The 16,296-nt window shown below is 73.1% G+C and carries 17 protein-coding genes; 9 read left to right on the top strand and 8 right to left on the bottom strand.

The window, feature by feature from the left end:
- Positions 1-3: 3 nt before the first annotated feature.
- From ACZ3ZD_RS21405 to ACZ3ZD_RS21395, 3 genes are all read left to right on the top strand, one after another.
- A complete protein-coding gene (locus ACZ3ZD_RS21405) occupies positions 4-1,857 on the top strand; it encodes an RICIN domain-containing protein (RefSeq protein WP_467399571.1) in 1,854 nt (617 codons plus the stop codon).
- 155 nt (positions 1,858-2,012) lie between these two features.
- Positions 2,013-2,147, top strand: a complete 135-nt coding sequence (locus tag ACZ3ZD_RS21400; RefSeq protein ID WP_467399568.1) for a hypothetical protein — start codon at positions 2,013-2,015, stop codon at positions 2,145-2,147.
- Positions 2,148-2,293: 146 nt separating this feature from the next.
- Positions 2,294-3,160: an esterase/lipase family protein gene (locus tag ACZ3ZD_RS21395; RefSeq protein ID WP_467399566.1), complete on the top strand. Its 867-nt coding sequence runs from the start codon at positions 2,294-2,296 to the stop codon at positions 3,158-3,160.
- A gap of 174 nt (positions 3,161-3,334) precedes the next feature.
- On the opposite strand, the gene ACZ3ZD_RS21390 is transcribed toward ACZ3ZD_RS21395, so the two are convergent.
- Positions 3,335-3,472 carry a hypothetical protein gene (locus tag ACZ3ZD_RS21390; protein WP_467399564.1) on the bottom strand — a complete coding sequence of 46 codons (138 nt, stop codon included), beginning with the start codon at positions 3,470-3,472 and terminating at the stop codon, positions 3,335-3,337.
- A 112-nt stretch (positions 3,473-3,584) separates the two neighbouring features.
- Here ACZ3ZD_RS21390 and ACZ3ZD_RS21385 point away from each other — a divergent pair, with 112 nt between their 5' ends.
- Entirely contained in the window at positions 3,585-4,205 is a 621-nt protein-coding gene (locus ACZ3ZD_RS21385) for a class I SAM-dependent methyltransferase (protein ID WP_467399562.1), read from the top strand.
- 23 nt (positions 4,206-4,228) lie between these two features.
- Here ACZ3ZD_RS21385 and ACZ3ZD_RS21380 read toward each other — a convergent pair whose 3' ends face one another.
- A complete protein-coding gene (locus ACZ3ZD_RS21380; protein WP_467399559.1) occupies positions 4,229-4,729 on the bottom strand; it encodes a ribonuclease FAU-1 family protein in 501 nt (166 codons plus the stop codon).
- Positions 4,710-5,639, bottom strand: coding sequence for a GNAT family N-acetyltransferase (locus tag ACZ3ZD_RS21375; RefSeq protein ID WP_467399557.1), 930 nt, complete (start codon positions 5,637-5,639; stop codon positions 4,710-4,712). Before ACZ3ZD_RS21375 ends, ACZ3ZD_RS21380 begins: the two co-directional genes overlap by 20 nt.
- A gap of 71 nt (positions 5,640-5,710) precedes the next feature.
- Between ACZ3ZD_RS21375 and ACZ3ZD_RS21370 the strand changes: the two genes are divergently transcribed.
- Positions 5,711-6,079: a GntR family transcriptional regulator gene (locus tag ACZ3ZD_RS21370; protein ID WP_467399555.1), complete on the top strand. Its 369-nt coding sequence runs from the start codon at positions 5,711-5,713 to the stop codon at positions 6,077-6,079.
- Positions 6,080-6,092: 13 nt separating this feature from the next.
- On the opposite strand, the gene ACZ3ZD_RS21365 is transcribed toward ACZ3ZD_RS21370, so the two are convergent.
- Both ACZ3ZD_RS21365 and ACZ3ZD_RS21360 read right to left on the bottom strand, forming a co-directional pair.
- Positions 6,093-6,863, bottom strand: coding sequence for a DUF72 domain-containing protein (locus ACZ3ZD_RS21365; RefSeq protein WP_467399553.1), 771 nt, complete (start codon positions 6,861-6,863; stop codon positions 6,093-6,095).
- A 15-nt stretch (positions 6,864-6,878) separates the two neighbouring features.
- Positions 6,879-7,973, bottom strand: coding sequence for a DUF5925 domain-containing protein (locus ACZ3ZD_RS21360; RefSeq protein WP_467399551.1), 1,095 nt, complete (start codon positions 7,971-7,973; stop codon positions 6,879-6,881).
- Between the two features lie 263 nt (positions 7,974-8,236).
- Here ACZ3ZD_RS21360 and ACZ3ZD_RS21355 point away from each other — a divergent pair, with 263 nt between their 5' ends.
- On the top strand, positions 8,237-9,043 hold the full coding sequence (locus ACZ3ZD_RS21355; RefSeq protein WP_467399548.1) for an SGNH/GDSL hydrolase family protein: 807 nt from the start codon (positions 8,237-8,239) through the stop codon (positions 9,041-9,043).
- Positions 9,044-9,131: 88 nt separating this feature from the next.
- Here the strand turns inward: ACZ3ZD_RS21355 and ACZ3ZD_RS21350 are convergent, their stop codons facing one another.
- The 3 genes from ACZ3ZD_RS21350 to ACZ3ZD_RS21340 all read right to left on the bottom strand — a co-directional run bounded on the left by ACZ3ZD_RS21350 (position 9,132) and on the right by ACZ3ZD_RS21340 (position 14,282).
- The gene (locus tag ACZ3ZD_RS21350; protein ID WP_467399547.1) at positions 9,132-10,712 is read right to left on the bottom strand and encodes a HoxN/HupN/NixA family nickel/cobalt transporter; all 1,581 of its coding nucleotides are present in this window, start codon (positions 10,710-10,712) and stop codon (positions 9,132-9,134) included.
- A complete protein-coding gene (locus tag ACZ3ZD_RS21345; RefSeq protein WP_467399545.1) occupies positions 10,709-12,631 on the bottom strand; it encodes a tetratricopeptide repeat protein in 1,923 nt (640 codons plus the stop codon). The genes ACZ3ZD_RS21350 and ACZ3ZD_RS21345 overlap by 4 nt, the downstream gene beginning before the upstream one ends.
- A gap of 79 nt (positions 12,632-12,710) precedes the next feature.
- Positions 12,711-14,282 carry a DUF4331 domain-containing protein gene (locus ACZ3ZD_RS21340; RefSeq protein ID WP_467399544.1) on the bottom strand — a complete coding sequence of 524 codons (1,572 nt, stop codon included), beginning with the start codon at positions 14,280-14,282 and terminating at the stop codon, positions 12,711-12,713.
- A 210-nt stretch (positions 14,283-14,492) separates the two neighbouring features.
- Between ACZ3ZD_RS21340 and ACZ3ZD_RS21335 the strand changes: the two genes are divergently transcribed.
- The 3 genes from ACZ3ZD_RS21335 to ACZ3ZD_RS21325 all read left to right on the top strand — a co-directional run bounded on the left by ACZ3ZD_RS21335 (position 14,493) and on the right by ACZ3ZD_RS21325 (position 16,270).
- Positions 14,493-15,035 (top strand): sigma-70 family RNA polymerase sigma factor, encoded by a 543-nt coding sequence (locus ACZ3ZD_RS21335; protein ID WP_467399542.1) that lies wholly within the window; start codon positions 14,493-14,495, stop codon positions 15,033-15,035.
- Complete coding sequence (locus tag ACZ3ZD_RS21330) at positions 15,032-15,874, top strand: anti-sigma factor (protein ID WP_467399540.1); 843 nt, start codon at positions 15,032-15,034, stop codon at positions 15,872-15,874. The genes ACZ3ZD_RS21335 and ACZ3ZD_RS21330 overlap by 4 nt, the downstream gene beginning before the upstream one ends.
- Positions 15,875-16,000: 126 nt before the next feature.
- Complete coding sequence (locus ACZ3ZD_RS21325) at positions 16,001-16,270, top strand: hypothetical protein (RefSeq protein WP_467399539.1); 270 nt, start codon at positions 16,001-16,003, stop codon at positions 16,268-16,270.
- Positions 16,271-16,296 lie beyond the last annotated feature (26 nt).

Below are 16,296 nucleotides of genomic sequence, written 5' to 3'. Positions count from 1 at the left end.
ACCATGAAGTCGCCCCGGATACCTGCCCGCCCCGCGACCCGCACCGGACGCCGAGCACTCTCGTCCGCCGCCGTCGTCCTGACCGCCCTGGCCACGACCCTGATCCCCGCCGGCCCCTCCCAGGCCGCGGACACCGGCGTCACCGTCGACTTCGCCACCGCCGGGGGCGCCCCCGCCTACCGCGCCTCCGGAATGATCTACGGCATGACGCCGGACGGCTCACTCCCGCAGGACCACTTCTTCAAGGACATCAAGTGGCACTTCATGCGGGCCGGAGGCGCCCAGCTCAACAGCGGCGGCTACGCCACCAGCCTCGCCGACTACCGGACCCGCTGGAACTCCACCCTGGCCCAGTACAAGCGCACCGCCGCCCTGGGCGGCACCTTCGTACTGCTGCCGCACGACCTGTGGGGCGCCGACGGCACCACCACCCAGGGCTGGCCCGGCGACAACGGTGACTGGACGCAGTTCGACAACTTCGTCACCCAGCTCATCAGCGACGTCAAGGCCAACAACATGACGGTCCAGTGGGACCTGTGGAACGAGCCCGACGGCAGCGGCTTCTGGAAGCCCTCGCAGACGCAGTACCTGCAGATGTGGTCGCGCTTCTACGCCCGGGTCCGGGCCGCGTTCCCGGGCCAGCTGATCGTCGGCCCCAGCACGGCGAGCCAGCCGAACGCGTCCAACACCTGGTGGACCACCTACCTGGACTACGTCAAGGCCCACAACGTCGCCCCCGACATCTACAGCTGGCACGACGAACCGGGCGACCCCGTCACCGACGCCGGCCGCGCCGATTCCACGCTCTCGGCGGCCGGACTGACCCGCACCCGCCCCTACCAGATCAACGAGTACGCCACCTTGTCCATGCAGTCCCCGGGCGGCGGAGCCTGGTTCATCGGCCGCCTGGAGCGGGCCGGCGCCGACGGCCTGCGCGGCAACTGGGCCTCCGGCACCGGCCTGCACGACAACGAGGCCAACCTGCTGACCAAGAACAGCGCGGGCCGGTACCTGCCGCTGGGCGAGTGGTACCTGTACCGCTTCTACGGCTCCCAGACCGGCAACATCGTCAACTTGGTCCCCGGCACCGGTACCGACGGCCTCGCCACCAAGGACAACACCGCCAAGAACGCCAGGATCCTGCTCGGCAGCAACGGCAACACCGGTACCGTCACCGTGAACCTGACCGGCCTGAACACCACGTCCGTGGTCGAGAGCGGCAAGGTGCGTGCCGTCGTCCAGCGCGTCCCCTACAACAACGGCGCCGCGGTGGCGGGCCCCGAGACGATCTCCGACACCACGCTGACCGTCGGCAACAACGCGGCGTCCGTGAGCATCCCCTGGTCCAACGCCAAGGACGGCTACACCGTCACCCTGCTCCCGCCGTCCGACACCACCGTCTCCACGGTCGCGGTCAGCCAGAACAGCGGGCAGTGCCTGGACGACACCAATCTGAGCACGGCCGACGGCACCCAGTACCAGCAGTGGAACTGCGAGGGCGGTTACCAGCAGATGCTGGACCTGAAGCCGGTCACCGGCAAGACCAACACCTACACGGTCGTCGACGAACTCGCTGGCAAGTGCCTCGACGTCTCCGGCGCCTCCACCGCCGACGGCGCCGCCGTCATCCAGTACACCTGCAACGGCGGCACCAACCAGCAGTTCACCCTCAACCCCGTCACCGCGCTCGGCAACAGCAAGGACTACCAACTCGTCGCCGTGCACAGCGGCAAGTGCGTCGACGTCAGCGACGTCTCCACCACGGCGGGCGCACTGATCCACCAGTGGACCTGCGACCCCGCGAGCGCACTGAGCACGAAGAAGAACCAGATCTGGCGCCTGCTCGGCAGGAACTGACACCTGCCGGGAGGGGGGCGAGGACGACGAGGAGGCGGTCTGGCGCGCCGCCATCGACCGCTTCCTCCTCAACACCGGCAACCCCGCACCCTCGGCTGCGCGATCAGGTGCTGGCGGCGCTGATCGAGTAGGCGGGACCATGATCAACCTCGGGCGTGCACGATCTCGCCGACATCCTGGCCCGGATCGCCGCACATGGGATCGGCCACGAACCCCTCGAGACCTACGGCAACGGGGTACGCCATGTCGTCGTACGGGGTGGCGTGACGGGCGTGTCGACGGGCCGGTGAAGCGCCGGTTGGCGGCGGAAGTTTTTACTGACGCGTAACTTCACACTTGCACTACCCGATCGTAACTTGACGAATGAACAGCATCCCGTGATCCGGATCACAGGGTCAGGCCGTGCACCTCCCGTGAGCCGCTAGGAGATCACACGATGCTGCCCTGGAAGCGAGCGCTCAGACCGCTCGCCGCCCTGCTCCTCACCGCCGCCGTCGCCGTCGTACCGGCCGCCACCGCCAGCGCCTCCGACACCGCCGCCCCCAGCTCGGGCTGGAACGACTACTCCTGCAAGCCCTCCGCCGCCCACCCCCGCCCCGTCGTCCTCGTCCACGGCACCCTCGGCAACTCGGTCGACAACTGGCTCGGCCTCGCGCCCTACCTGACGAGCCGCGGGTACTGCGTCTACTCCCTCGACTACGGCCAACTCCCCGGCGTCCCCCTCTTCCACGGCCTCGGCCCCATCGACAAGTCGGCCGAGCAGCTGTCGGCCTTCGTCGACAAGGTGCTCGCCGCGACCGGAGCCGCCAAGGCCGACCTGGTCGGGCACTCCCAGGGCGGCATGATGCCCCGCTACTACCTGAGGTTCCTCGGCGGAGCCGCCAAGGTCGGCGCCCTCGTCGGCCTCGCCCCCGACAACCACGGCACCGACCTGGACAGCCTCACCAACCTGCTGCCGTACTTCCCCGGCGCCGAGGACCTGCTCAAGGCCACCACCCCCGGCCTCGCCGACCAGATCACCGGCTCCGCCTTCCTCGCCAAGCTCAACGCCGGCGGCGACACCGTCCCCGGGGTGCGCTACACCGTCATCGCCACCAAGTACGACGAGGTGGCCACCCCCTGGCGCACCCAGTACCTGAACGGCTCCGACGTCCACAATGTGCTGCTCCAGGACCTGTGCCCGCTCGACCTCTCCGAACACCTCGCGATCGCCCTGTTCGACCGGATCGCCTACCACGAGGTGGCCAACGCCCTCGACCCGTCCCACGCCACCGCCACCACCTGCGCCTCGGCCCTCAGCTGAGCCGCCGCCGGGGCCTGTCCGACCTGAGCCGCCGGACGGGCCCCGGATCCCCGCGGATCCGAAGCTAGCCCGGAAAAACCGTGAAACGGCTCGCCGGGAGCGGCCGGAGAAGATCCTTATGGTTCGCTTAAGGGGCCACTCAGGCTGCGCTCAGGTATCGGATGTTCCCGGAGGTCAGGCGTCGGGCCACCAGGTGCGGGCGATGTCCTTGCGCACCTCGGGCCGTCCCGCGGGGCGCTCCTCCGCCTCGTCGCGGATCCGGCGGGTGTCCGTCCCCCTCTTCAGGGGCTTGTGCACGGTCACACGGCGCATGACTGCCTCCTTCGAGCCCACCGGGCTCCGCGGTGTCACGCGGGGCGGACCCTTCCGGCGAGAGTTCCTCATCGAAAGCCGCGTTGTCAGTGGCGGCTGTCACACTCCGGGGATGACGAGCAGGAACAGCTACACCGTTGCGGATGCCCCGGAAGCGGACTGGGATGCGCGGGCCGCCGCCTTCGACGACGAACCCGACCACGGCCTGCGCGACCCCGCGGTCCGCGCGGCCTGGGCGGACCGGCTCCGCACCTGGCTCCCCGAACTCCCCGCCGACATCCTCGACCTGGGCTGCGGAACCGGCACCCTGTCACTCCTCGCCACCGAACAGGGGCACCGGGTGACGGCCGTCGACCGCTCCCCGGCGATGACGGAACGGGCCCGCGCCAAGCTCGCCGGGCGCACCGCGTGGGTCCTGCGCGGGGACGCCCTCGCCCCGCCGGTGGCGCGGCAGCGCTTCGACGTGGTCCTGGTCCGGCATCTGCTGTGGGCGCTGCCCGACCCGGCCGCGGTGCTGCGGCGCTGGCGGGACCTGCTGCGGCCCGGGGGCCGGTTCGTCCTGGTCGAGGGCGTCTGGGGCACCCTCACCCCGGTCGGTGTACCGGCCGCGCGGCTCGCCGCCCTCCTGCAGCCGCTCACCCGGGACGTGCGCGTGGAGCGACTGTCCGGCGACCCCCTGCTGTGGGGCAAGGCCGTGGACGACGAGCGGTACGCGGTGGTGGCCGCCATGTGACCCCGCCACGGCGGTCGCGCGGCTCAGGACAGCAGCTCCGCGAAGCCGCCGGCGTGGGCCAGCGCCTCCAGGGTGTCCAGGGCCGCCGCGGCGGCGGCCGCGGCCCGCGGGTCCCGCCGGGCGAGACCGCTCGCGGCGAACTCGTCCTCGTCCAGACGCCGTACGTCCCGTCCGTCCGCCGAAAGCCACAGGTCCAGGTCGAGGTCCTCCACGACCAGCTCCGAGCCGGAGCGCACCGCGGGGCGCGTGACATCGCAGTACCAGCCCTTGAGGGAGCCGTCCGCGGCGCGCACCTCCTTGACCGAGTACCACCGGTCCCGCCAGTAGTACTCGGTGAACACGTCACCGGGCTCGAAGCGCACGAACCCGAAGTCGCGGACCCCGGCCCCCGCCCAGGCGGCGCGTACGGCGATCCGGTCGCCGTCGTCCCCGAGCAGCTCCGCCGGGTAACGGATCTTCGTACGGCCCGCCTTGACCAGGACGACCTCCAACCGGGCCGCCGGCTCAGCCGGTTTCGCGGACATAGCGCACCTCCTGCGCGCAGACCTCGTACCCGAGCCACGCGTTGATCGCGACCATGGGGCCGTTGCCGGTGTCGTTGCCCGTGAAGGCCTCGGTGACACCGGCCGCGCGGGCCCGGTGCAGGGAATGGATCTTGGCGAGCTTGGCCAGGCCACGGCCGCGGTGGGCCCGGGCGGTGCCGGTCATCGCCGTGGAGTAGCGGCCGTAGCCGTCGGTGTGGGCCACGGAGAACGCGACCGGCCGGCCGCCGACGCAGGCGGCCGTGGCCAGCTCCCGGTCCAGCAGCGGGTGGTCCCAGGCTTCCGCGAGCCAGGCCTGGTAGTCCGTGAGCGCGTGGTCCACGTCGCTCGGCTCGTCCAGCATCGTCTCCGCGTCCAGCTCGAACAGCGGCCGGGGATCGTCCGCGAAGTCGGCGGCCGTCCGCAGCTCGACACCGGGCGGCGGCTCCGGGAGCGCCGGCAGGGTGCCGTGCGCCACGTCCAGCCGGAGGAACCGCGCGGTACGGCCCCGCCGGTAGCCGCGCCGCTCGGCGAAGGCCCGGTTCGCCGGCTCGTCCAGCGCCCACGCGAACAGCCGGGTCGCGCCCAGGCCCGTCAGATACTTCTCGGCGGCCGCCACCAGCAGCCGGCCGGCCCCCCGGTGCGTCCGGTCCGGGCGGACGTAGACGTTCAGCGCGCCCTGCCCGGGTTCGCGGCTGTCGTGGATCAGATGGACCTGCGCCGTGCCGACGATCTCCCCGTCCTCCTCCGCGACGAGCGGCCGGAAACGGGCGTCCGGGTGGAGCCGGGTGGCCGTGTGCCGGACGGACTCCGGGGTGAACAGCAGGTACGGCAGGGCGAGTCGGCGGACACGGGCGAACCCCTCGGCGTCGCCGGGGACGTCGGGACGCAGGGGGCGGACGAGTACGGTCATGATGCGGCACCGTACGGACGGGAAGGCCGGGCTGCCTCCCATTTTTCCCCGGGTGCGGGACAATCGGCCCCGTGAGCCTGAAGATCCGCATCGATGACAGCGCGCCCCCGTACGAGCAGGTGCGGGCGCAGATCTCCGAGCAGGCGCGGTCCGGGGCGCTCCCGGTGGGGTACCGGCTGCCGACCGTGCGGGGGCTGGCCGAGTCCCTGGGGCTCGCGGTGAACACGGTGGCCAAGGCGTACCGGGCGCTGGAGGGCGACGGGGTGATCGAGACGCGCGGGCGCAACGGCACCTTCGTGGCCGCCGCCGGCTCGGCCGCCGTACGCGAGGCTTCCCTGGCCGCGCAGGCGTACGCCGATCGCGTGCGGCGGCTGGGCCTGGGGGAGGCGGAGGCACTGGCCGCGGTACGGGACGCCCTGCGGGCCGCGTTCGGGCAGTAGCGGCGGATGCCGGTCAGCCGAGTTTCACCGGCTCCGGTGTCCGGGTGACCGGCAGTCCCGCTCGGCTGGCCGAGCGGGCGAAGACGGCCGCGTCCCGGACCGCCGCGCCTCCCGGGTCGTTGTTGAAGTACGCGTACACGTCCTCCCCGTCCGGCCAGGTCGTCGCGATGCGGTCCACCCAGGTGTCCAGGCAGCGGCGGCCGTAGCGCGGCCAGGGCCGGGCGCGGCCCTGGTGGAAGCGGACGTAACCCCAGTCGGCGGTGCGCCACAGCGGGGTGACCGGGCGGGCCAGGACGTCCGCCCAGCACAGGGCCGCGCCACGCGAGGTCAGCACCTCACGCACCTCGCCCGTCCACCAGGACGCGTGCCGGGGCTCCACCGCGACCCTCGTACCGGGCGGGAAACAGGCCAGGCAGGCGTCCAGCAGCGGCGGGTCGGCGCGCAGGGTCGGCGGGAGCTGGAGGAGGACCGGGCCCAGGCGGTCGCCGAGGCCCGCCGCGTGCGTCATCAGGCGGTGCACCGGCTCCTCGGGGTCCTTCAGCCGCTTGATGTGGGTGAGGTACCGGCTGGCCTTGACCGCGACCACGAACTCCGGAGGGACCCGCCCGCGCCAGGCGGCGAAGGTGTCGTACGACGGCAGCCGGTAGAACGCGTTGTTGATCTCCACGGTCGCGAACAGCCGGGTGTACTCCTCCAGCCACAGCCGCGTCGGCACCCCGGCCGGGTAGACGACGTCCCGCCAGTCCTTGTACTGCCACCCCGACGTGCCGACGAGCAGGGTCATACCCTCATGAAAGCACTACAGGTACAGACCCGCGTCCGCGCCCTCCCGAGCGCCCGGCACCGACGTCGGCGTGGTGCCCCGGCGCAGTGCGTACAACTCGGCCAGGGTCGCGCCCTCCCGGCCCAGGCCCTGCTCGGTGCCCAGCCAGTTCACCGCCTCCGTCCGGGTCAGCGGGCCCACCTCGATGCGGGCCAGACAGCGGCCGGGGCGGACCACGGCCGGGTGCAGCCGCTCCAGGTCCTCGTTGGTGGTGACGCCGACCAGGACGTTGCGGCCCTGCCCGAGCAGGCCGTCGGTCAGGTTCAGCAGCCGGGACAGGGCCTGCCCGGCGGTGTGCCGGGCCTCGCCGCGGATCAGCTCGTCGCAGTCCTCCAGCAGCAGCAGACGCCAGCGGCCCTTGCCCGCGCCGTCGTCCTCGCCGATCGCGATGTCCATCAGATAACCGACGTCGGAGAAGAGCCGCTCCGGGTCCAGGACGCAGTCGACCTGGCACCACTCCCGCCAGGACCGGGCCAGGGTGCGCAGGGCGGAGGTCTTGCCGGTGCCCGGCGGCCCGTGGAGCAGCAGCAGCCGGCCGGCGATGTCCTCGGGGGTCGTCTTCATCAGGCGGTCCATGGCCTGCGCCACCGGCGCCGTGTAGTTGGGCCGGACCTCCTCCCAGGTGCCCGCGGAGATCTGACGGGTGGTGCGGTGCGGGCCGCGCCTGGGCGAGACGTACCAGAACCCCATCGTCACGTTCTCCGGCTGCGGTTCCGGTTCGTCGGCCGCGCCGTCCGTGGCCCGGTCGAGGATCTGCTGGGCCAGTTCGGCGCTGGTCGCGGTGACCGTGACGTCCGCGCCCCGGCTCCAGCGGGAGATCAGCAGGGTCCAGCCGTCCCCCTCGGCGAGGGTCGCGCTGCGGTCGTCGTCGCGGGCGACCCGCAGCACCCGGGCGCCCTCCGGCAGCAGGGTCGCGCCCGAGCGCACCCGGTCGATGTTCACCGCGTGCGAGTACGGCTGCTCGCCCGTCGCGAAGCGGCCGAGGAACAGCGCGTCGACGACGTCGGACGGCGAGTCGGAGTCGTCGACGTGGAGCCGGATCGGCAGAGCGTCGTGTGGGTTGGCAGACATGCCGCCATGATCCGGCACGGATGCGCTCCGCGCATGGCATTTCCCTCGCCGGGGCGTCCGGTTCTTCGCCGCGGGTCCGTCGCGGGGCCCGGCGGACGAGGTGACAGGGCGTCAGCAGACCCGGCGTGCCCGCGCCATACATGAGCGGTGAACATTCCGGGTTGATCCTGTTGAGAACGCAAAAGTCTTGGCATGGACACTTCCTGTCAACACGCGTAGCTGCTACGACAGTTATGGCAGAGATCCTGCTAAAGGGAGGTTCCATGAGACGTTCCCGACTTACCGGATTCGTGACCTCGCTCCTCCTCGCCACCGGCCTCGGTCTCACCGGGGCCGCTTCGGCGCAGGCCTCCTCGACGGCCGCGAACGGCGGCTACGTGGCACTCGGCGACTCCTACTCCTCCGGGGTGGGCTCCGGCAGCTACATCAGCTCCAGCGGCAGCTGCGACCGCAGCACGAAGGCGTACCCGTACCTGTGGAACGCCGCCCACGGCCCCTCCTCGTTCGCCTTCAGCGCCTGCTCCGGCGCCACGACGGACGACGTGCTCTCGGGCCAGCTCGGCTCGCTGAACTCCTCCACCTCGCTGGTCTCCATCACCGTGGGCGGCAACGACGCCGGCTTCGCCGACGTCATGACCACCTGTGTGACCAGCTCCGACAGCACCTGCCTGTCCCGCATCAACACCGCGAAGGCGTACGTCGCCAACACGCTCCCCGGCAAGCTGGACACCGTCTACAACGCGATCAGCGCCAAAGCCCCGTCCGCCCGAGTGGTCGTCCTCGGCTACCCCCGCTTCTACCTGCTCGGCCAGACGTGCCTCGGCCTCTCGGAGACCAAGCGGTCCGCGATCAACGACGCCGCCGACTACATCGACACCGCCATCAAGGCCCGCGCCGGCGCCCACGGCTTCGTCTTCGGTGACGTGCGCACCACGTTCAGCGGCCACGAGATCTGCTCCGGCGACTCATGGCTGCACAGCGTCAACTGGCTCGACATCGGCGAGTCGTACCACCCGACCGCGTCCGGCCAGTCCGGCGGCTACCTGCCGGTGCTCACCAACGCGGCCTGACCCGTGCGGGCTCGCCCTTCCGGGTGAACTGTGCGGGTGACTTCGGCGGAGGCTCCGCAGGACGGGGTCTCCGTCGCGCCGAAGTGGCTCAGCCCAGCGCGGACGCGGCCCCCTTGAGCACCAGTCCCGTGCCCAGCGCCAGCACGACCAGCGCCGACACCAGCGGCAGGGTCCGGCGCACGAGGCCGGCCAGGGGGTGCGCGCTCCAGCGCGGGCGCCGTTCCATGACCCGGGACGCCCCCGCGCCCAGCCGTACGACGGCGAACCCGGCGGCGGTCAGGGTCAGCGCCAACCCCGCCCCGTACGCCACGACGAGCAGCAGCCCGAACCACGCCTTGCCGAGCGCGGCGGCACCGACCAGCACGACCACGGCCGACGGACTGGGCACCAGCCCACCGGCGAACCCCAGCAGGATCGTGCCGCGGACGGTGGGCGCCACGGGGTGGGTGTGGGTGAGACCGCCGTGGGTGTGGGTGTGCCCGCCGTGGGTGTGCGAGTGCCCGTCGTGGCTGTGGGCGTGGCCCTCGTGGGTGTGCTCACCACCATGATGGTGATGACGGTGGTCGTCGGCACCATGTCCGGCTCCCACAGCCGCCAACTCCCGCCGCTCCCCGTGCCCATGGGCCGGTACGGTCACCCGCTCGCGGTGGGTGCGCCAGGCCCGGCGTACGAGGGTGACGCCTGCCGCCAGCACCAGGGCGCCGCTGGCGACGCCCAGCCAGGAGATCACCGCCGGTGTGGCGGCGGAGCCGGCGGTGACCAGCAGGCCCAGGGCGACCACGCCCAGGGTGTGGGTCACGGTGACCGAGGCGGCCAGCGGCAGCACGTCCCGCGGCCGGGCCCGGCCCCCGCGCGCCGCGGCCGTCGCGGCCATCAGGGTCTTGCCGTGGCCCGGGGCCAGTGCGTGCATCGCGCCCAGGGCGACCGCGATGAGCAGGGCCACGGCGGCGAATCCGACGGTGAGATCGCGCCGGGCCACGAGGTCGTCCAAGGCCCGGGTCCAGCGGTCGGCGCCCCGGGGCAGCACACCGGAGCCCGGGGCCGCCTGCCGCCGGGCGTCCGCCGCGAGCGCCGGGCCACCGGGCCGCACCCGCACCGAGGCCGTGACGGTGTCGGCGGGGGAGGACAGCAAGTCCTTGGGGTAGGAGGTCAGTTCCCGCGAGACCGACGTCTTCGGCACGTCGGTCGCGGTGAGCGTCATCCGGTCGCCCCGCGCCGTGATCTCCCGCCAGCCGGGGCCGCCGGTGGCGCCCGCGCCGTGGAAGCCGAGGGTCACGGTGCCCGTGCGGGGGAGCGACGCGGTCAGCCGGCACTCCACGCGCAGGGTGTCGAGGCCGGCCTGACCCGGGCGCAGGCGCGCGCTGCTGCGGGCGGCCGTCAGGGTGGCCGTACGCCCGTCGACGGTGAGGGCGCTGTCGGCGGCGGCCCGCGCGCAGCGCTGCCCGGCCCACGCGGCCAGCCCCAGTCGTTCGATGCCGGGCCTGGCCTGGGTCGCCGGGATCTCGGCCAGGTCCTCCACATGGTCGACGCGGAGCTGCCCGGGAGCGGCTACCAGGCCGTCGTAGCGGTTGACGGTGAAGTTGCCGAGCGGGTGCGCGCTCGCGGTGCCGGCCGGGAGGAGCGCCAGGGCGCACCCGGCGAGCAGCACGTACAGCAGACGGGGTGTCACCGGGCCGCCTCCAGCGCCGTGCGGGCCCGTGCGGCGCCCAGCGGGGAGAAGCCGGGGTTCAGCTTCAGGGCCGCGGTGAGGCAGGCGCGGCCGGCCGACCGGTGGCCGGTGGCCAGCTCGATCATGCCGCGGTGGTAGCGGAAGGAGGCGTTCAGGTAGCCGGTGGCGGTGGCCCGGCGGGCGTAGGGCAGGGCCTCGGCGTCACGGCCGTTGACGTGCAGCGCCCAGGCGAGGGCGTCGGCGGTGTGCACGGTGTGCCGGCGGGCCCACTCGGCGCGGGCCGCGCGCAGGGCGGCCCGCCTGTCGCCGTGGTCGGCGGCGGCCAGCGCGGTGTCCAGGTCGGCGTCGACGCCGTTGGCGCGGGCCAGCGCGATCCAGGCGTCGACCAGCGTGTACTGCTGCCGGGCCCGCGCCCGGTCGCCGGCCGCGCCCCGCGCCTCGTACAGCTCGCCCAGGGCGACCAGCGAGGCGGGCAGCGGAGCGCGGGCCACCACCGTCTCCATGTCCTTGACGGCCCCGGCCCGGTCACCGCTCGCCGCCCGCGCGCGCGCCCGGCCCTCCAGCGCCGGGAGGTAGCCGTCGTCGGCGGCCAGGGCACGGGCGTAGTAGGTGAGCGCCGTGCGCTGGTCGCCCTGGTTCCAGGCGAGTTGGCCGAGCTGGGTGGCCACGTAGGCGGTGTCGCCCGGCGAGGCGGCCGAGGTCAGCGCCTGTTGCAGGACCCGGCGGGCCGTGCGCACGTCGCCACGCAGCTCGCGCACATAGGCGTACCGGGTGAAGACCGGCACGCCCGGCTTGCGCGCGTCGGCGGTCCGCACCGCCTGTGCCGCGTCGGCGTACCGGCCGAGTTCGACGAGGGCGTCGACCCGGGAGGACAGGGCGCGCTCGCTGTACGGGTTGCGCCGCAGGGCCGCGTCCGCGAAGGACAGGGCGCCGTGGAAGTCGTGCCGGGCGGCGGCGAGGGCGGCGCGGCCGGCCAGGGCCTGGTCGTTGTCCGGCGCCAGCGACAGGGAGCGCCGCAGTGCCTGTTCCGCCTGCGGGTACCGGGCCGGGTCGCCCTTGGTCCGCGCCTGCTCGACGTAGGCCAGGCCGAGGGTGGCCCAGCCGCCGTAGTCCTTGGGCTGGGCCCGCAGATGCGTCTGGAGCGCGGTGATGCTCGCGTCCAGGTTCCCGCCGCTCAGCACCCCGGGATCCACCGCACCGGCGGCGACCGGCACGGCCACCGGCCCCCGGTCCGCCCCGAGCGCGATCGCCCCACCGGTGAGGGCGACCGCCAACAGCGACGCGGCTACGACGAGTTGGGCGCCGCCCCGCCACACCCGCCGAACCGCCCCGACCCGCCGCACGGCAGCGACTCGCAGATCAGCGCCGGTCTCCGGCTCGGTGACCGGCTGGTCGTCGCCGCTCTTCGCCCTGGCGGCCCGCTCGTCGCTGCGGGTCTCCGCCTCAGTGGCCCGCTCGGTACTGCCGGTCTTCTCCTCGGCGCCCCGCTCGTCGCCGGTCTCCGTTTGGGCGGCCCGCTGGTCGTCGCCGGCCTCCGCCTCAGTGGCCCGCTCGTCGCTGTGGGTCCCCGCCTCGGTGATCGGCTCGTCGCCCGTCTCCGCCTTGGCGGCCCGCTGGTCGTCGCTGTCGGTCTCCGCCTCGGCGCCCTGCTGGTCGTCGATGCCGGTCGTCGCCTCAGTGACCCGCACGTCGGTTCCGGTCTCCGCCTGGGCGTCCACCTTCTGCCCGGTACCGCCGGCCTCCGCCTCAGTGGCACGCCCGGTGCCGCCGGTCTTCTCCTCGGCGGCCGCCCGCCGCCCGGTGCCGCCGGTCTCGTCGGCGTCGGCCGGTGCGGGCGGCAGGGCCTGGCTGCTCGCGCTCGCGCCGGCCCTCTGCCCGTCCTGTCCGTCCTGCTCGTCGTCCTGCCCGCGCGGGCCCATGCCTCGTCCTCCGTCGCTCGTGTGGGAGGCGCGGCCCGCCGTGGGGGTCGCGGGCCGCGCCGGTCTGGGTGGGGCGGGATCAGTACGGGCGCTGCAGGCGTCGGCGCCACCACGCGAAGGCGGCGCCGAGCAGCAGGATCCCGGCCGCGCCGGAGGCCGCCGAGGCGGCGATCAGCATGGTGCTCCCCGAGCCGCCGGAGGCGGAACCGGCCGGCTGGAGGGCGTCCGCGAGCCCGCTGCGCACGTCCGCGCCCGCCGTCGTGCCCTTGGCGAGACGCCCGCGCGAACCGGCCGTGGGCTCGGCGACGTACGGGAAGTAGCTCTCGAACTTCTTGTCGTTCTTGTCGACCGCGTCACCCAGGTCGTTCTTGGAACCGACCAGTTCGCCCTCGACGACCTGGAGCGCCGCGTCGATCACGTCGTCGCCCAGCCGACGGCCGTTCGGGAAGCCCGCGTTGTCACCGTCCAGCACACCGAGCCGCTTCGGGTGCATGCTCGGCTTGATCGACGTGTTCAGCCGCAGCTCCTCCGAAGGGGTCACGCGCGGCGGCTGGTTGAGGCCCTTGACGCCCTTGAGGAAGACGTCCACCAGGTCGTTGCGCGGCTCCGCCGGCGCCTTGATTTTGTAAATGGACTCGATCAGCTTCGGCAGCTCCGGGTTGGTGACGTTCTTCAGGAACTGCGCGTCGTACGCGGGCTGCGAGGCGTTGAACCTGTCCTTGTCCTTCTGCGGGTTGACGACCTCGTTGACCAGCGGGTTGCCCAGGCGCGAGACCTGGCTGTAGTAGCCCTGCGCGTTACGGCGCTGAGCGGTCGACCAGATGCCGACGACCGGCTGCCCCGACGACTCGCGGATCAGGTCGTTCGGTACCTGGAGCGCGATCGTGTTGACGTTGTACCCCTTGAGGGTGTCCCGGCCGACCTCGGTGAGGTTCCCGCCGTACAGCAGGTCGAAGACGCGCAGGTCCGCGAAGAACGGGTCGTCCGCCTGCCCGGCGAAGGTCGCGGCGCCGCCCGCCGTCCTGTACACGGCCTGGGCGCGCAGTCTGCCGTAGTCCGGCATGGACGCCTTGCCGACGTCCGACGGTGCCACCGGCACGTCGTCGGCCAGCTTGGTCCGCGCCGTCTCGTGCCCGTGCCTGAGCTTGATGAGGTCGATGTCGTACGTCTGCGTGATGTTGAGGTCGGGGTCGTCCAGGCTGGTGACCGGGCCGGTGTTGTAGAGGAACGTGTCCCCTCTGCGCGTGTGGGTCTTGAAGGTGTAGCGGAATACCAACTCGTCCTGCGCGTCACCGTTGTTGTCGACGTGCAGGTCGTACTGGGCGTCGTCGGCGAACGTGTAGAAGTTCGGTCCGCCGGCCGGTTCCTCGAACGGGATCCAGTTCGCCACGATCGTCGTCGTGTCGGGCTTGTCCGGGCTGACGAACGCGTACAGGTCGGTGTTGTCGTACTGCGGGGTGCCCGAGATCAGCGGGGCCTCGCGGTGGGAGGAGGCGGAGGCCGCCCCGGGGGCCAGGGCGGCCACACCGGCGGCCGTGAGCCCTCCGGCGGCCAGTGCGCCGCAGATGAGCGTGACCAGTCCGGTGCGTCCCGTGCCGCGCCCGGAGAACGCCCTCCCGAAGAGGGCGCCCCTGGAGAAGTGAGGTGTCATGCCGTCCGTCCTCAGAGCCGACTTGCCTTGTGACGGAGGGGTATACGGACCGGACGCGCCGATCGGATTGGTCGGCGGCGAAAAACTTTTTCCCGCTCCGGGACCCGCGTTTTCGGCCCGCTGATCCGTAACCCCTCGGGGAGGTGTGTCTCGGTGCGGATGCGCGGTGCGCGGGGAAGAGCCGGCTGCGGCCACGGCGAGGGGGCCCGGATGCGGGCGGACGAACTGCTGGCGCTCGTGGCGGGCGGCGACCAGCGGGCCTTCGAGGAGCTGTACGGACTGGTGTCGGGGCCGGTGTTCGGCCTGGTGCGCCGGGTGGTGCGCGACCCGGCCCAGTCCGAGGAGGTCGCCCAGGAGGTGCTGCTCGAACTGTGGCGCTCCGCCGCCCGGTTCGACCCCGGCCGGGGCAGCGCCCTGTCCTGGATCCTCACCCTCGCCCACCGCCGCGCCGTCGACCGGGTGCGCAGCGCCCGCGCGGCCGGGGAACGCGAGCAGCGCGAGGCCCTGCGCGCCGCGGAGCCCGCGTTCGACCAGGTCGCCGAGGAGGTCGAGGCCGGCCTGGAACGCGAGTGGGTGCGCCGCTGCCTGAACCGGCTCACGGCCCTGCAACGCCAGTCGGTGACCCTCGCCTACTACGACGGCTACACCTACCGTGAGGTGGCCGAACGGCTGTCACTGCCGCTGGGCACGGTCAAGACGCGGATGCGCGACGGGCTCACCCGGCTGCGCCAGTGCCTGGGAGGCGCCGTATGAGCATCCTCGGCCAACTGCTGCGCCGCGGGGACCCGCACTCCCTGGCCGCGCCCTACGCGCTCGACGCCCTGGACCCGGGCGAGCGGCGCCGCTTCGAGAAGCACCTGGCGGGCTGCGACCGCTGCGCCACCGAGGCGCGGGAGCTGGCCGAGGACGCGGTCCGGCTCGCCTGGTCCACGGCGGCCCCGCCGCCCGCCGCGCTGCGCGACCGGGTGCTGTCCGCCGTCCGCGGCACCCCGCAGGAGCCGGCGCCGGCCCGCGGCCGCGCGGCCGCCCGGGCGCCGGGCCGGGGACAGGCCCCGCTGCTGCCGCCGCACGTCTGGGGAGCCCAGCCGCCGCCGGGTCGCGCCCGTCCGCCCCGCCGGCGCCCCCTGTTCGCCCCGTTCGCCACGGTCACCGCCGCCGCGGCCCTCGTCGTCGCCTCCCTCTTCGCGGTCCAGGCACACCGCACGGAGGACCGGCTCACCGCCGAGCGGGCCCGGGCACGTGAGATCGCCCACGTTCTGGCCGCTCCCGACGCCCGCGCGACGAGCAGCGAGGACGCCCGGGGCCGCGGTATCGGAGTGATCGCCTCCGCATCCGAGCGGGAGGCCGTCGTCACCCTCAGCGGATACGGCGCCCCGCCCGGCGGACGCGTCCACCAGCTCTGGCTCACGCGTCCCCGGGCGCAACCGCGCTCCCTCGGGCTCCTCGCGGGCGACACGCCCCTGGTCGCGAAGGGACTCGACACCGCCTCGACGTCACTCGCCGTAACCGTCGAGCCGGACGGCGGATCAACGCAGCCCACCGGCCAGCCGATTGTCCAACTCACCCTGAAATCGGTCGGATTCGGAGAGTAGTCAAACGGGGATGGTCAACCCCCTTACGGGGAAGGTGAATCCTGTGGCCGAGATACACGCGTGCCCCGGTGGGGCGATAGGGTTACCCTGCCCGGGCCGGGTGGACTCGTACGGGTGGGGAGTGACATGGAACAGATAACAGTGCGCAGCAGGGCGAGGGTCCCTGCGATCACCTGCGGGAGCAGCGCGAGCAGTTCGCGCCTCGACCGCCATCTGTCGGTACTGGCGGGTCCCGCCATACCGCAGCGGGAGACGGTCGAAGCCATCTCGCTGATGCGCGAACTGACGGCGCGTGACTCCGTGCGCCCGCGCAGCGACCGTGGCACGCGGATCGGCCGCGTCTCGCTCTTCGCGCCACTGCGCCGGCTGCGCCGCTCACTGTTCGGCGGTCACTGACCGCACCGCAGGGCCCCTGACCCGAG

The organism is Streptomyces sp. NPDC023481 (assembly GCF_055560195.1).
Note: the sequence above shows the minus strand (reverse complement) of the source record. Positions and strands in the feature narration are given on the sequence as shown.